12 protein-coding genes are annotated in these 14,811 nt (G+C 60.3%); 11 read left to right on the forward strand and 1 reads right to left on the reverse strand.

Going from position 1 to position 14,811, the window contains the following annotated elements; all coding sequences use genetic code 11:
- The first annotated feature begins 303 nt into the window (after positions 1-303).
- From rnm to tesB, 6 genes are all read left to right on the forward strand, one after another.
- A complete protein-coding gene (rnm, locus tag BN1115_RS02405; RefSeq protein WP_042655914.1) occupies positions 304-1,185 on the forward strand; it encodes an RNase RNM in 882 nt (293 codons plus the stop codon).
- Between the two features lie 226 nt (positions 1,186-1,411).
- Positions 1,412-2,032 (forward strand): L-threonylcarbamoyladenylate synthase, encoded by a 621-nt coding sequence (locus tag BN1115_RS02410; protein WP_042655915.1) that lies wholly within the window; start codon positions 1,412-1,414, stop codon positions 2,030-2,032.
- Positions 2,025-2,891, forward strand: a complete 867-nt coding sequence (locus BN1115_RS02415) for a segregation and condensation protein A (RefSeq protein WP_042655916.1) — start codon at positions 2,025-2,027, stop codon at positions 2,889-2,891. The genes BN1115_RS02410 and BN1115_RS02415 overlap by 8 nt, the downstream gene beginning before the upstream one ends.
- Positions 2,892-2,977: 86 nt before the next feature.
- On the forward strand, positions 2,978-3,550 hold the full coding sequence (gene scpB / locus BN1115_RS02420) for an SMC-Scp complex subunit ScpB (protein ID WP_005338125.1): 573 nt from the start codon (positions 2,978-2,980) through the stop codon (positions 3,548-3,550).
- Between the two features lie 134 nt (positions 3,551-3,684).
- Positions 3,685-4,608 (forward strand): 23S rRNA pseudouridine(2605) synthase RluB, encoded by a 924-nt coding sequence (rluB, locus tag BN1115_RS02425; protein ID WP_042655917.1) that lies wholly within the window; start codon positions 3,685-3,687, stop codon positions 4,606-4,608.
- A 239-nt stretch (positions 4,609-4,847) separates the two neighbouring features.
- A complete protein-coding gene (gene tesB, locus BN1115_RS02430) occupies positions 4,848-5,714 on the forward strand; it encodes an acyl-CoA thioesterase II (protein ID WP_042655918.1) in 867 nt (288 codons plus the stop codon).
- 79 nt (positions 5,715-5,793) lie between these two features.
- Here the strand turns inward: tesB and aceK are convergent, their stop codons facing one another.
- Positions 5,794-7,521, reverse strand: a complete 1,728-nt coding sequence (gene aceK, locus BN1115_RS02435; protein WP_042655919.1) for a bifunctional isocitrate dehydrogenase kinase/phosphatase — start codon at positions 7,519-7,521, stop codon at positions 5,794-5,796.
- A 206-nt stretch (positions 7,522-7,727) separates the two neighbouring features.
- Here aceK and BN1115_RS02440 point away from each other — a divergent pair, with 206 nt between their 5' ends.
- From BN1115_RS02440 to BN1115_RS02465, 5 genes are all read left to right on the forward strand, one after another.
- The gene (locus BN1115_RS02440; protein ID WP_042655920.1) at positions 7,728-8,432 is read left to right on the forward strand and encodes a tRNA/rRNA methyltransferase; all 705 of its coding nucleotides are present in this window, start codon (positions 7,728-7,730) and stop codon (positions 8,430-8,432) included.
- A gap of 263 nt (positions 8,433-8,695) precedes the next feature.
- Positions 8,696-11,155, forward strand: coding sequence for a bifunctional aspartate kinase/homoserine dehydrogenase I (gene thrA, locus BN1115_RS02445; protein ID WP_042655921.1), 2,460 nt, complete (start codon positions 8,696-8,698; stop codon positions 11,153-11,155).
- Positions 11,156-11,157: 2 nt separating this feature from the next.
- Positions 11,158-12,138, forward strand: a complete 981-nt coding sequence (gene thrB, locus BN1115_RS02450; protein WP_042655922.1) for a homoserine kinase — start codon at positions 11,158-11,160, stop codon at positions 12,136-12,138.
- Positions 12,135-13,409 (forward strand): threonine synthase, encoded by a 1,275-nt coding sequence (gene thrC / locus BN1115_RS02455; protein ID WP_042655923.1) that lies wholly within the window; start codon positions 12,135-12,137, stop codon positions 13,407-13,409. Before thrB ends, thrC begins: the two co-directional genes overlap by 4 nt.
- Before the next feature lie 245 nt (positions 13,410-13,654).
- A protein-coding gene (locus BN1115_RS02465) for an IS3 family transposase (RefSeq protein ID WP_128821527.1) occupies positions 13,655-14,805 on the forward strand; the annotation gives its coding sequence in 2 pieces (ribosomal slippage) (positions 13,655-13,892 and positions 13,892-14,805; 1,152 coding nt in all).
- Positions 14,806-14,811: the final 6 nt, after the last annotated feature.

Here is a 14,811-nt window from a genome sequence, read left to right on the forward strand (position 1 = left end):
CATCACAGGTCCATTTGCCGGATAATAAAAAAGCCCGCTGGGGTCAGCGGGCTTTTTCTTTGGGTTCTTAATTTGCTGTCAGATTACAGGTACAGCAACGACCACACGCCCGCATGTCAGGGAGTGTGCCACCACCAGATGGTCAGGATGGAAGTCGTTTGCATGATAAAGTCCTGTAAAAAGATGTTTGCAATGAAGTGCCTACAGAAAACGATAAAGCCGCGGCCAAGTCAAGTCGCTTTTTAGCCTTCTTTCACCGATTTGCCATGAATGGTGACCTGACCACGAGAGCGGAATAACCTGATGAGATTCGATCTTCACTGCCATACCACTGCCTCCGACGGGGTGCTGAGCCCAGCCGAACTGGTGCGCCGCGCCGCCGAGAAACAGGTCGAGGTGTTAGCAGTTACTGACCACGACACCCTCGCCGGGCTTGATGAGGTGCGCCGCACCATCGACGCCGAGCAACTGCCGCTGCGACTGGTGAGCGGGGTCGAGATCTCCACCGGCTGGGAGCATCACGAAATTCATATCGTGGCGCTGGGGGTGGATGAAAAAAATCCGCAGCTGACCGACTTTCTGGCCGGTCAGCTGGCCCGTCGCGAGGCGCGCGCGCTGGAAATCGGGCGTCGTCTGGAGAAGTGTCTCATCCCCGGCACCTATGAAGAGGCCAAGGCGCTGGCCGGTGATGCTGCCGTGACCCGCGCCCACTTTGCCCGGGTGCTGGTGGCACGCGGGGTGGCCGACAACATGCAGAAGGTATTCAAAAAGTACCTGAGCCGTGGCAATAAAGGGTATGCCCCGGCCGAGTGGCCCGAGATGAGCGAAGCCATCGCTGCTATTCACGCTGCCGGTGGGCTGGCGGTGCTGGCCCACCCCAGCCGTTACGATCTCACCTCCAAGTGGATCAAGCGGCTGCTGGTGGCCTTCAAGGCGGCCGGTGGCGATGCCATGGAGGTCTCATTGCCCCAGCAGAGCCCGCAGGAGCGGGCCAATCTGGGCCAGTGGGCCAAGGATCACGACCTCTATATCTCGGTGGGATCGGATTTTCACTTCCCCTCCAACTGGACCGAACTGGGCCGCCACCTCTGGCTGCCCAAAGAGGGAATGCCCGTCTGGTTGGCCTATCCCGGTCACTTTGGGCTCACCACCGAGCAACATGCAGAGCTGCTGGCGAGTCGCTAACGGCGTCAGCGCAATAGGGTGTAAACCGGGCAAGAGGGAATGGCCATAGTGTGGCTGGCCTATCCCTGTCACTTTGGGCTCACCACCGAGCAACACGCCGAGCTGCTGGCAAGTCGGTAACGGCACCAGCGAAGCGGCCACAAACAGGTTAAGGTAGTGTCATGGGTTATTGACCCGTGACCATACGAGCGGGCAGGTATTGCTGCCCCCATTGCGAGAACAAGCTATGAGTCAGCATTTTTACGTACATCCGGAAAACCCCCAGGCCCGATTGATCGGTCAGGCGGTACAGATCATCCAGAACGGCGGCGTCATCGTCTATCCGACCGACTCCGGTTATGCGCTGGGTTGCCAGATGGGTGAAAAAGGCGCGCTGGAGCGCATCTGCCGCATCCGTCGTCTCGATGCGACCCACGACTTTACTCTGGTGTGCCGCGATCTCTCCGAGATCGCGACCTACGCCAAGGTCGACAACAGCGCGTTTCGCCTAATCAAGAACAACACCCCGGGCGCCTACACCTTCATCTTCAAGGCGACCAAAGAGGTGCCGCGCCGCCTGATGAACGAGAAGAAGAAGACCATCGGTATCCGTATTCCGGACAACAAGATCGCCCAGGCGCTCTTGGAAGCCCTCGGTGAGCCGCTGCTCTCCACCACCCTGATCCTGCCGGACTCCGAGATGGCCGAGTTCGACCCGGAAGAGATCTTCGACAAGCTGGGCAAGCAGATCGATCTGGTGGTCAACGGCGGCTATCTGGGCGAGCAGCCCACCACAGTAGTCGATTTCTCTGACGACGAGCCGGTATTGCGTCGTCGCGGCGCCGGGGATCCGACCCCGTTTGAGTGATGTCGCTGAACCGGTGACAGTCCCCTCCGCCGAGACGGGGGCTGGCTCCATCCTACCCATCGCGAAAGTCCTGGGACAGCCCTATCACGAGCTGCCCCAGGACCTGTTCATCCCGCCTGATGCGCTGGAGGTGTTCCTCGATACCTTCGAGGGGCCGCTGGATCTGCTGCTCTACCTGATCCGGCGCCAGCAGCTCGATATCCTCAATTTGCCTATCCTGCAGATCACCGCCCAGTACATGGAGTACGTGGAGCTGATGCAGGGGCTCAACCTTGAGCTGGCGGCTGAGTATCTGCTGATGGCGGCCTGGCTCGCGGAGATCAAATCCCGCCTGTTGCTACCCAAGGCGCCGGAGCTGGAGGATGAAGAGGAGGGGGAAGACCCGCGGGTGACCCTGATCCGCCGCCTGCAGGAGTACGAACGCTACAAGGTGGGAGGCGAGCGCCTCAACGAGTTGCCACGGGTGGAGCGGGAGATCTTTATCGCCGCCGCCTTGCCCCCCGATTTTGGTGCTCTCAAGCCACTGGCGCCCGATGTTTCGCTGGTTGAGCTCGCCCTTTACATGCAAAGTGTGGTAAAACGCGCGACTCATTTCGAACATCACCAGATCCGCCGCGAACAGATCCCGACCCGGGTACGCATGGCGGAGATCCTCGCCATGCTCACGCTGGGGCAGACCCTGCGCCTTGAGCAGGTGCTGCGCGCCGAAGAGGGGCGCATGGGGGTACTGGTGACGTTTCTGGCCCTGCTGGAGCTGTGCAAGGAGCAACTGATCTGGATCCTGCAGGCAGAACCACTCGGCCCAATCCATTTCGCGTTGGCTGCAGAAGAGAATGAGAAACGTGAACAGACCCATTGAGCGTGCATCCCGTCTGTTGTGTTGCAGCCAGACCCCCTGGGTCACAGTGCATTTCGCATTGGCCGAGCAGAGCGAGGAGGGCAACCGTGGCGCTGCCCACTGAACGACTCAAGACCTTGATCGAAGCGGCGCTGTTTGTGGCCGGTCGTCCGCTCAATGTCAGCGAGCTGAAAAGCAGCGTGCTGGCCGATTATCCGGTGACCAGTCGCTATGTTCAGCTGCTGTTGGCCGAGATCAGGCAAGATTACAGCTCGCGGGGCGTCGAGCTCAAAGAGGTCGCCTCCGGCTGGCGCTTTCAGGCGCGTCAGGAGTATGCCGAGGAGCTCTCACGGCTCTGGAGCGAGCGGGCGCCGCGCTATTCGCGCGCCGTGATGGAGACGTTGACCCTGATCGCCTATCGCCAACCCATCACCCGGGCCGAGATCGAAGCGATCCGCGGGGTGGCGGTGTCGAGCCAGATAGTGAATACCCTGAAAGAGCGTGGCTGGGTGCGCAGCATCGGCCACAAAGAGGTGGCCGGTCGCCCCGAGCTGCTCGCCACCACCAGAGAGTTTCTGGATTACTTTAATCTGCAGAGTCTGGAGCAGCTCCCCGAGCTGGATCCGGAGCTGCAACCCCTGTTGCCCTCTGCGGTGGACGGGGAGAACGATGCTCGGTGAATGGCACCCAAGTGTGCCGATGTCACCGAGATATACATTTTTCAACTGTGGCGAGTGCTCCAACCGGCGTTTGTTACAGTTAACCCCGTTGCCCCTTTTACCTGTGGGCAGCGATCAACAATCAGGTAACCCCGATGAGTGAAAAACTGCAAAAAGTGTTGGCCCGCGCGGGTCACGGCTCCCGTCGTGAGATGGAGGCCCTGATCACCGCAGGTCGGGTCAGTGTGGATGGCAAGGTCGCCACACTGGGGGATCGCGTCGAAGTGAACGCCGTGATCCGGGTGGATGGTCACCAGGTCAAGACCCGCGGGGCAGAGGAAGTGATCTGCCGCGTACTGGCTTACCACAAGCCGGAAGGGGAGATGTGTACCCGTCACGATCCGGAAGGTCGTCCCACCGTGTTTGATCGTCTGCCCAAGATGGACGGTGCCCGCTGGATCGCGGTCGGCCGTCTCGACGTCAACACCTCCGGTCTGCTCTTGTTCACCACCGATGGTGAGCTGGCTAACCGTCTGATGCACCCGAGCCATCAGGTAGAGCGGGAATACGCGGTGCGCGTCTTTGGCGAGATCACCGAAGCCATGTTGCAGCGTCTGCGCAAGGGCGTACAGCTGGAAGATGGCACCGCCAGATTCACCAAGATCAAACCGGCTGGCGGTGAGGGGCTGAACCAGTGGTTCAACGTCACCCTGACCGAAGGTCGCAACCGTGAAGTGCGCCGCCTGTGGGAATCCCAGGAAGTGCAGGTCAGCCGCCTGATGCGTATTCGCTACGGCGACGTGACCCTTGACCGCGGTATCCCGCGTGGTGGCTGGCAGGAGCTCAAACTCCCCGAGGTGAACTACCTGCGTAGCCTGGTCCATCTGCCCAACGAGACCGAATCCAAGGTCGATCTGCAGCAGGATGGCAAAACCAGCCGTCACAAGCAGGCCGCCCAGATCCGTCGCGCCGTGCAGCGACACAAAGAGATGCAGGGCAAAGAGCCCCGCGCTCGCGCCACCACCGCCCGTCGCAAGCCGCAAGCCTCTACCCGCAACTCAGGTACCGGCAGCAAGTAAGCCGACAGCCCGTTGCGAACTGCGTGCCGTCAAATAGCGCGCAGTCGGCCAAGCAAAAGGCCCGCACCATCTGGTGCGGGCTTTTTTTGTATCAAATGACCCCCCATCGCTTGCAAAAGGGGAGGCTGAAAAGAGGTTGAGTGGCGTTTCTGTCGTCTGATCGCCCGCAGACTCGTCGCCGTGGTTGCTCTGCTCCGGTGAGCTTGTTAGCCTGTGCGGCTCTGATAGAGGAGTGAACGATGAGCAAGGTACTTGATGAGCTGCTGGCGTTGCTGGCGCTGGAAAAAATCGAGGAGGGCCTGTTTCGGGGCCAGAGCCAGGATCTCGGTCTGCGGGCCGTGTTTGGCGGACAGGTAATGGGGCAGGCCTTGTCAGCCGCCAAGCAGACGGTCGAGACTGGCCGTCAGGTTCACAGTTTTCACTCCTACTTCCTGCGTCCGGGGGATGTGACCCGCCCCATCGTCTATGACGTGGAGAATATTCGCGACGGCCAGACCGTCTCCACCCGTCGGGTCAAGGCTATTCAGGGCGGCAAGCCGATCTTCTATCTCAACGCCTCGTTTCAGGTGCCCGCCGACGGCTTCGAGCATCAGGCGCAGATGCCCACCGGCATCACCCCACCGGAAGAGCTCAAGAGCGAGCTGGAGCTGGTGCGCCCCTACGAGAACCTGATCCCGGCCTCGCTGCGGGACAAGATCCTCTGCGAGCAGCCCATCGAGATGCACCCGGTCACGTTGGTCGATCCGATCCGCCCGACGGTGCAGGATCCGGTGCGTCACGTCTGGTTCAAGGCCAATGGCCAGATGCCGGATGATCTGCGGATCCACAAATACCTGCTGGCTTACGCCTCCGACTTCAACTTCCTGCTCACCTCGCTGCAGCCCCACGGGGTGTCGTACTGGGAGCCGGATATGCAGGTGGCCACCATCGACCACTCCATGTGGTTCCACCGGGATTTCCGCTTCGACGACTGGCTGCTCTACGTGGTAGACAGCCCGAGCGCCAGCAGTGGTCGCGGTCTGGTACGCGGCCAGTTCTTTACCCGCGACGGCATGCTGGTGGCGAGCACCATGCAGGAAGGAGTGATCCGCCGTCGCGGCAGTTAAGTCGGGCAGCGGTCAGCAAAACGGGGTGGCTTGGGCCACCCCGTTTTCGTTACTGCGATGTGCGCGGACGCCTATGCACTCAGCCGCCGCGCTGGTATTTGAAGCGCTTCTTGCGCCGGTAGGGATAGACATCCTCGAACACGCCCACCTTGATGTTGCTCTGCAGCATCTTCCAGTAGTTGGCGTCGAACATCTCCTTGTGCAGTTGCAACATGATCTCCCGTACCTGCGGCTTTTGCAGCAGGAAGGTGGCGAACTCCTCGGGGAAGATGTCGTTGGGGGCGACCGAGTACCAGGGCTCGGCGCTCCACTCATCCTCGGGGTAGCGGGGCGGCGGGATCTGGCGGAAGTTGCACTCCGTCATGTAGCAGATCTCGTCGTAGTCGTAGAAGACCACCCGGCCGTGGCGGGTGACGCCAAAATTCTTGAACAGCATGTCCCCCGGGAAGATGTTGGCCGCCGCCAGCTGCTTGATGGCGTTGCCGTACTCCTCCAGCGCGAGCCGGGTCTGCTGCTCGTCCGCCTTGTCCAGATAGAGGTTGAGGGGGATCATCTTGCGCTCGGTATAGAGGTGCTTGATCACCAGCTTGTCGTCGCTGATGGTGAGTGCCGAGGGCGCCACCGTCTTGAGTTCGGCAAGGAGTTCGGGCGAGATGCGATCCAGCGGAAACTCGAAGTTGGTGAACTCCTGGGTATCGGCCATCCGGCCAACCCTATCGTGCTGTTTTACCAGCCGGTATTTCGCCTTCACCTGCTCGTGGCTCACATCCTTCGGGGGAGTGAACTCGTCTTTTATCACCTTGAACACCACATCGTAGGAGGGGAGGGTGAACACGCTCATCACCATCCCCTTGATGCCGGGGGCGATGATGAACTGATCCCGACTCTGTGCCAGATGGTGACGATAGTGGCGATAGAGCTCGGTCTTGCCATGTTTCTGGCAGCCGATGGCGTTGTAGATCTCGTAATCGGGCTTGTGGGGCATGATCTGGCGCAGGAAGGCGACAAACAGCGCCGGTTCGCGGGCATAGACCATGAAATAGGCGCGGGCAAAACCAAAGACGATGGAGGCGAGATCCGGCTCGAAGATCACCGTGTCCACATAGATGCTGTGGCCGGTGCTGAGCAGGGGCAGGATAAAGGGGAACACCTGATCCCGGGCCCGGATCAGCCCCACCAGATAGGCCCCCTTGTTGCGGTAGAACACCTCTTTGAGCAGCTCGATGGCAAACGGCTCGTCATGGAGAATTTGCGGGCCGTTCTCCGCAAGATGGCGGTGGATGTCGACAATATCCCGCTGCTTGTCCTCGTAGGGGAGGGTGAAGCTGTAATCCCCCAGCAGCTGGCTCAGGGTCTGCGGCAGGTGGGCCAGATCGGTGCGATAGATGCGCAGCAATGCGCTGAGATCGGGCTTGTCGCCACGGCTGACAAAGGGGTGGATATAGAGGTTTTCGTCGCGGATGTTGCGATGGCGAAAGATCCGGCGATAGACGGAGTTGAAGAAGGACTCCGCCACCTCGAAGTTCTCGCACTTGGGCAGCAGATCGCTGAAGGCACTCTTGACCTGTTTGAGCAGCGCCTGGGTGGCGTGGTGCTCCCCCATCATCTGGCGGATGGAGCTGGCGGTAGCCCCCACATGGTGGTCATAGAGGCGAATACGCTCGCGCCCCGCGAGCTGCACCCCCAGCCAGTCACTGTTCTCGAAGCGGCTCTTGCTGCCCTGGGTGATTTCGAGAAATCGGCTGTAAAACGACTCGAAGCGTTGCAGAATCGTCTCGGCGACGGCCTGTTCCAATGGCTGCTGCATCTCTCTCTTCCTTGTGATCTGTCGGGCCGATAGCGCGAAGGATTGGGTGTAATTTGTTCACACGTCAGGCCACTATCGCAACATTGAAACATCTGTTCAAGTGGCAATTTTCGGGGATAAACGGTAGATTGCGCCCCTGTTTTGCTGATGGTTTAGCGACTGTTTGCTGTCTGTTTGAGAGGCCGTCCGGCCTGTGAGGAAACCCGATGAAGCTCTATTTTGTCCTGGTGGCACCTGCCCGTCCTGCGAATGTGGGGGCGGCTGCCCGCGCCATGAAAACCATGGGATTCGATGCCATGCGACTGGTGGCGAGCCGGGTACACGAAGAGGAGGAGGCGAGCTGGGTGGCCCACGGCGCCCAGGAGATCCTGACCCAGGCAGAGGCGTTCGATACCCTGCCCGAGGCGCTGGCGGACATGGATCTGGTGATCGCCACTACCGCCCGTGAGCGCGGTCGCTACCAGCACTACCTCACGCCGGGGGAGATCCGCGAGCAGATCCGCGCCAAGCCATCCCTTGGCAAGGTCGCCATCGTCTTTGGGTGCGAGGAGTCGGGGCTCTCCAACGAGCAGCTGGCCGAGGTCGATCTCATCAGCTATCTGCCCCTCAAGGTGAGCTACCCGTCCCTCAATCTGGGGCAGGCGATCATGCTCTACGCCTACGAGATGAGTCAGCTGATGGATGAGCTCAATGCTGACGGCGCCGCAGCGGTAGCAGAAAATTTTGATAACGCCGGGCAGGTTCGGGTGCTGAAAAGCAAAACAGCAGAATTGCTGGGTGAGCTTGGGGTTTCGCAGGATGAAAAACTACATCAATGGGTGATGGACCGGGTGCCCATGCTGCCGCAGCGGGATTTGAACATGCTCCACCTGCTCTGCAAAGACCTCGCGCGCCGCTTTGGGCGCAAGTAGCAAAGAGGTTTAAGTTGACAGCCCGCCGCCCGCCGCGGTATTGCTAAAAGCCAGCTTCGTCAACGAGTGTTCGTCATGCAGTTATTCACCAACGTCATCACCACCACCATTATTACCGGTACCACCACAGGTGGCACTGGGGCCGGTTGATGCGCTGACGAACAAGCACAGAAATCAAAAAAGGCCCGTACCCACCCAGTACGGGCCTTTTTGTTGGATTGGTTTTTAGATTGAATTTCATAGATTTACAGGGAGAGAAAGCGATGAGAGTGTTGAAATTTGGCGGGTCTTCACTGGCCGATGCAGAGCGTTTTTTACGGGTGGCCGATATCGCGGTCAATACCCACGGCCAATCTCAGGTAGCCCTGGTGCTCTCTGCACCTGCCAAGGTGACCAATCATCTGGTGGCGCTGGTCGAGCAGACCAGCCGCGGCATGGATGCCAGTTCCACCCTGTTTGAAGTGAACGGTATCTTCTCCCGCCTGCTGGCCGGGTTGAAGGCGGCCTATCCGGCGCTCGATGACAAGGCGCTGCTGGCCCGTCTCACTGCCGAGCTGGATCAGGTGGAGCGGCTGATGCAGGGCATCAGCCTGCTTGGCCTCTGCCCGGACAACGTGCAGGCGCGCATTCTGAGCCGTGGTGAGAACCTCTCCATCGCCTTTATGCACGAACTGCTGCGGGTGCGCGGTCTGGATCCAGAGCTGATCGTACCGGAAGAGCTGCTGGCCACCGACGGCGGCTATCTGGAAGCCCATGTCGATATCGAAGCCTCCCGCCTGCGCTTTGCCGCCAAGGGATTACGCAGCGACTGCCTTTACTTGATGCCGGGCTTTACCGGCGGTAGCGACAAGGGCGAGACCGTGCTGCTGGGTCGCAACGGCTCTGACTATTCAGCAGCCGTGCTGGCTGCCTGTGTCGATGCCGAGTGCTGCGAGATCTGGACTGACGTCGAGGGTTGCTACAGCTGTGACCCCCGTCTGGTGCCGGATGCCTACCTGCTGAAAACCCTCTCCTACAAGGAGGCGATGGAGCTCTCCTACTTCGGCGCCAAGGTGCTGCACCCGAAAACCATCGCGCCTGTGGCCCAGTTCCACATTCCCTGCCTCATCAAGAACAGCTTCAACCCGCAAGGGCCGGGCACCCTGATCGGCCCCGAGAGCGGCGACGACGACCTGAAAGTGAAGGCCATCTCCGACTTGTCCGGCATGTGCATGTTCAACGTCTCCGGCCCCGGCATGAAGGGGATGGTCGGCATGGCCGGTCGCATCTTCTCCGCCGTCTCCCGCGCCGGGGTCAGCATCGTGCTGATCACCCAGTCATCCTCCGAGTACAGCGTCAGCTTCTGTATCCACAGCTACGACAGTGAGAAGACCCGCAAGGTGCTGGAACGCGAGTTCGAGCTCGAATTCAAAAACCAGCTGCTGGAGCCGCTGGATATCATCAGCGATCTGGCGATCATCTCCCTCATCGGTGACGGCATGCGCACCAGCAAAGGGATGGCGGCCCGCTTCTTCACCTCGCTGGCGCAAGCCTCCATCAATATCGTCGCCATCGCGCAAGGGTCGAGCGAGCGCTCCATCTCTGCGGTGGTGCGGGATCGCAAGGTGGCGGAAGCGATCAAGGCGTGTCACCAGAACTTCTTTGGCAGCCAGCACTTTATCGACCTGTTTGTGGTCGGGGTCGGCGGGGTCGGTGCCGCGCTGGTGGATCAGATTGCCCGCCAGCAACCGGTACTGGCCGAGCAGGGCACTGGCCTGCGGGTCGTTGCCATCGCAAACAGCCGCCAGATGGCGGTCAACAAGGATGGCCTGAACCTCGCCAACTGGCGTGAACAGCTGGTCGAGGCCCGCGACAGCTTCTCGCTGGAAGGGGTGAAAAAGCTGGTGGAAGATAGCCACATCATCAACCCGGTGATCGTTGACTGCACCTCCTCCGAGGCGGTGGCCGTCCAGTATGCCGACTTCCTCGCCGCCGGTTTCCATGTGGTCACTCCGAACAAGAAGGCCAACACCGGTTCGCTCGATTACTATAAGGCGCTGCGCCGCACTGCTCGCCAGACTCGCCGCAAGTTCCTCTATGAAACCAACGTAGGCGCGGGTCTGCCGGTTATCGAGAACCTGCAGAACCTGATCAAGGCCGGTGACAAGCTGCGTGCCTTCGACGGCATCCTCTCCGGTTCCCTCTCCTTTATCTTCGGCAAGCTGGATGAGGGGATGGCCTTCTCCGAGGCGACCCGAATCGCTCGCAGCAACGGCTTCACCGAGCCGGATCCCCGCGATGACCTCAACGGCATGGATGTGGCGCGCAAGCTGCTCATTCTGGCTCGCGAGGCGGGCATGGCGCTGGAGCTCTCCGATGTGGACGTGGAGCAGGCGCTGCCGCCCGGCTTCGATGTGAGTGGCGACGTGGAAGCCTTTATGGCCCGTCTTCCTGAAGCCGACGGCTGGTTCCGCGACCAGTTCGCCGCAGCGCAGCGTGAAGGCAAGGTGCTGCGCTATGTGGGTTCCATCGAGGGTGGCAAGTGCAAGGTCGCCATCAAGGCGGTCGGTGGCGATGAGCCGCTGTTCAAGGTCAAAGACGGGGAGAACGCGCTCGCCTTCTTCTCTACCTACTACCAGCCGATCCCGCTGGTGCTGCGCGGCTACGGCGCCGGTACCGAAGTGACCGCGGCGGGCGTCTTTGCTGACGTGCTGCGCACCCAGAACTGGAAGCAGGAGCTATAAGCATGAGTTCAGACATGTACCAGAACGGTAGCGTGGTCGCCTACGCGCCCGCCTCCAGCGCCAACCTGAGCGTGGGATTCGATGTACTGGGGGCGGCGCTCGCCCCCGTGGATGGCTCCCTCTTGGGCGATCGGGTGCAGGTGAAAGGGGCTGACGTGCCGTTTGCCCTCTCATCCGTGGGCCGTTACGCCCACAAGCTGCCGGATGATCCGAAAAAAAATATCCTGTTCGACTGCTGGGTCGCCTATGGCGAGGCCCTGGAGAAGCGCGGTCTTGGTCTCAAGCCGCTTGAAATGGTGCTGGAGAAGAACCTGCCGGTCGGCTCGGGTCTGGGGTCGAGCGCCTGCAGCGTGGTGGCGGCGCTGGAAGGGCTCAACGTCTTTCACGGCGAGCCGCTCAATGAGCACGACATGCTGCTGCTGATGGGGGAGATGGAAGGCAAGATCTCCGGCTCCGTTCACTACGACAACGTGGCTCCCTGTTATCTCGGCGGCATGCAGCTGGTGCTGGAAGAGCACGGCGTTATCAGCCAGGGCATTCCGGTGTTCGAGCAGTGGTACTGGGTGGTCTGCTACCCGGGCACAGTGGTCTCCACCGCCGCAGCCCGCGCCATCCTGCCGGCCCAATATCGCCGTCAGGATTGCCTCACCTACGGCCGTCGCCTGGCTGCCTTTGTCCACGCCAGCTACACCGGGCAGGAGGGGCTGGCGGCCAGCGTACTGAAAGACGTGATTGCCGAGCCCTACCGCGCGGCGCTGATTGAAGGCTTTGCCGAGGTGCGGGCACAGGCGGCCCAGAACGGGGCGCTGGCCACCGGCATCTCCGGCTCCGGTCCCACCGTGTTTGTGGTGATGAAGGAGCTGGCGCAGGCCGAGCGAATGAAGGATTGGATGGAAGCACATTTCGTGCAGAACGAAGATGGATTTGCCCGGGTCTGCAAACTGGACATGGCCGGGGCACGGGTAACAGGAAGCGAGCTATGAATCTTTACAATATCAAGGACAACAGCGAACAGGTGAGCTTTGCGCAGGCGGTGCGTCAGGGCTTGGGTCGCGAACAGGGGCTCTTTTTCCCCGAACAACTCGAACCGCTCGCCGATGTGGATGCCCTGCTCGCTCTGCCGCTGGCCGAACGCTCTGCCCGCATCATCAGCCACCTGCTGGGGGACGAAGTGCCCGCCGCCAAGGTCAGCGAGCTGATCGACGCCGCCTTCACCTTCCCGGCGCCGCTGGTCAAATTGAAAGATGGCACTTATGCCCTTGAGCTGTTCCATGGCCCGACCCTGGCATTCAAGGATTTTGGCGGCCGCTTTATGGCTCAGTGTCTGGCCACCTTCCGCACCAACGACAAGATCACCATACTCACCGCCACCTCCGGCGACACCGGCGCAGCCGTTGCCCACGCCTTCTATGGGCTGGAGGGGATTGAAGTGGTGATCCTCTATCCCAAGGGCAAGATAAGCCCCTTGCAGGAGAAGCTCTTCTGCACCCTCGGCGGCAATATCCGCACCATCGCCATCGACGGCGACTTCGATGCCTGTCAGGCGCTGGTAAAACAGGCTTTTGACGACGAAGCGTTGAAAAAGGCCATTGGCCTCAACTCCGCCAACTCCATCAATATCAGCCGTCTGCTGGCGCAGGTTTGCTACTACTTCGAGGCCGTTGCCCAGTTGCCGAAAGCCGACCGCGCCAAGGCGGTGATCAGCGTGCCGTCCGGCAACTTTGGCAACCTCACTGCAGGCTTGATTGCCAAGGCGCTGGGGCTGCCGGTGAAGCGCTTTATCGCTGCCACCAACGCCAACGACACCGTGCCGCGCTACCTGAAAACCGGTCAGTGGGAGCCGCACCAGACAGTGGCAACTCTGTCGAACGCCATGGATGTCAGCCGCCCCAACAACTGGCCGCGGGTGGAAGAGCTCTGCCGCCGCAAGGGCTGGGGTCTGGAAACTCTGGGTTCCGGCATGCGTGACGATGCGCAGACTCGCGATGCCCTTAAACGCCTGCACCAGCTGGATTACCTCTGTGAACCCCACGGGGCGATTGCCTGGGATCTGCTGGGGGAACAGCTGGCCGAGGACGAGGTAGGGGTCTTCCTCTGCACCGCCCATCCCGCCAAGTTCAAGGAGTCGGTGGACGAGATCCTCAATCTCGATGTACCGCTGCCCGCCCCGCTCGCCAAACACGCCGAGCTGCCGCTGCTCTCTGTTAATTTGCCTGCGGAGTTTGCCCGGTTAAGAGCGTTTTTGGTGGGTTAAGCCGTTGAACTGAGATAACTGATAGAAATAAAAATCCCCCGGTAACGGGGCAATTCTGTTCACTTAAGAGGAGCCGCATTGTGATCTACCGGAAAACGGGTCTTTGATATATTCACCGCCCTGGGCCTCGATGGCCTGGGGCGTTTTTCTATGAACATGACGCCTATGCTGCCCTGCAGCCCTGAATCGCCCCCAGTTCCCTAGACACCTCACAGCCTTAAAATGAGGTAACTATTGGAGGTGTTATGACCCGTCAGCGTTATCCAGAAACATTCAAAATCGAAGCCGTTAAACAAATCTCCGAACGCGGACGGCCGGTGGCTGACGTTGCACGAGCCCTTGGGGTATCCAGCCACAGTCTGTATGCCTGGCTCAGGCAGTACGGTAAGCCTGCTGACCAGCAGCTCGAAGAGTCTGCCTTGCAAGCCGAGATCCGCCGCCTGAAAACCGAACTGCGCCAGGTCACCGAGAAGCGCAATATCCTAAAGGAGGCCGCCGCGTACTTTACCAGCGAGTCAAGGAAAGGTACGCGTTCATAACCTCCCGACTCGACCGCTACAGTGTCGTTACCCTGTGCCAGACCCTGGGGGTTCACCGAAGTGGCTTCTACGCGTGGCTGAAACAGCCCGCATCGCCACGACAGCAGGAGGACGAACGACTGATCAGATTGGTCAAGCAATCCTGGCTGGAAAGTGGTGCTGTCTACGGCTATCGCAAGATCCATCGCGACCTTCGTGACGCAGGGGAAGCCTGCGGCAAGCACCGTGTGGCCAAATTAATGAAGCGGGAAGGGCTGCGTTCGCAAACAGGCTATCAACGCCGCAAGGGGCATTATGGAGGCAAGAGCACGCAGGCTGCCCCAAACACGCTGGCACGTCAGTTTAAAGTGTCAGCCCCCAACATCTCCTGGGTGACTGACATTACCTACATCCGCACTCAAGAAGGGTGGCTGTATCTGGCGGTGGTGCTCGACCTGTTCTCTCGCCAGATAGTTGGCTGGGCGATGAAGCCACGCATGACGGCAGACTTGGCGGTTGATGCGTTATTGATGGCCGTCTGGCGGCGCAAGCCCAAGCAGCCGGTACTGGTACATTCGGGTCAGGGCAGCCAGTTTACCGGTGGTGAATGGCAGGACTTTCTGAAGGCCCACAACCTGAGTTGCAGTATGAGCCGACGGGGCAACTGTCACGACAACGCTGTCGCAGAGAGCTTCTTCCAGTTGCTCAAACGGGAGCGGATCAAGCGCAGGATTTACGCGACAAGAGACGAAGCCCGCAGCGATGTGTTTGATTATATCGAGATGTTTTACAACCCAATCAGGCGCCATGGTTCCAATGATGGGCTATCGCCGGTAGAGTTTGAAAGGCAGTTTATTTTTCAGCAACAGAGTGTCTAGAAAACC

Origin of the sequence: Aeromonas allosaccharophila, assembly GCF_000819685.1 — a bacterium.
GTDB classification, from domain to species: domain Bacteria; phylum Pseudomonadota; class Gammaproteobacteria; order Enterobacterales; family Aeromonadaceae; genus Aeromonas; species Aeromonas allosaccharophila.

Bases quoted from the DNA above. Each gene is read 5' to 3' on its own strand.
- rnm (WP_042655914.1), top strand. From the start codon at position 304: ATGAGATTCGATCTTCACTGCCATACCACTGCCTCCGACGGGGTGCTG.
- BN1115_RS02410 (WP_042655915.1), top strand. From the start codon at position 1,412: ATGAGTCAGCATTTTTACGTACATCCGGAAAACCCCCAGGCCCGATTG.
- rluB (WP_042655917.1), top strand. From the start codon at position 3,685: ATGAGTGAAAAACTGCAAAAAGTGTTGGCCCGCGCGGGTCACGGCTCC.
- tesB (WP_042655918.1), top strand. From the start codon at position 4,848: ATGAGCAAGGTACTTGATGAGCTGCTGGCGTTGCTGGCGCTGGAAAAA.
- aceK (WP_042655919.1), bottom strand. From the start codon at position 7,521: ATGCAGCAGCCATTGGAACAGGCCGTCGCCGAGACGATTCTGCAACGC.
- BN1115_RS02440 (WP_042655920.1), top strand. From the start codon at position 7,728: ATGAAGCTCTATTTTGTCCTGGTGGCACCTGCCCGTCCTGCGAATGTG.
- thrA (WP_042655921.1), top strand. From the start codon at position 8,696: ATGAGAGTGTTGAAATTTGGCGGGTCTTCACTGGCCGATGCAGAGCGT.
- thrB (WP_042655922.1), top strand. From the start codon at position 11,158: ATGAGTTCAGACATGTACCAGAACGGTAGCGTGGTCGCCTACGCGCCC.
- thrC (WP_042655923.1), top strand. From the start codon at position 12,135: ATGAATCTTTACAATATCAAGGACAACAGCGAACAGGTGAGCTTTGCG.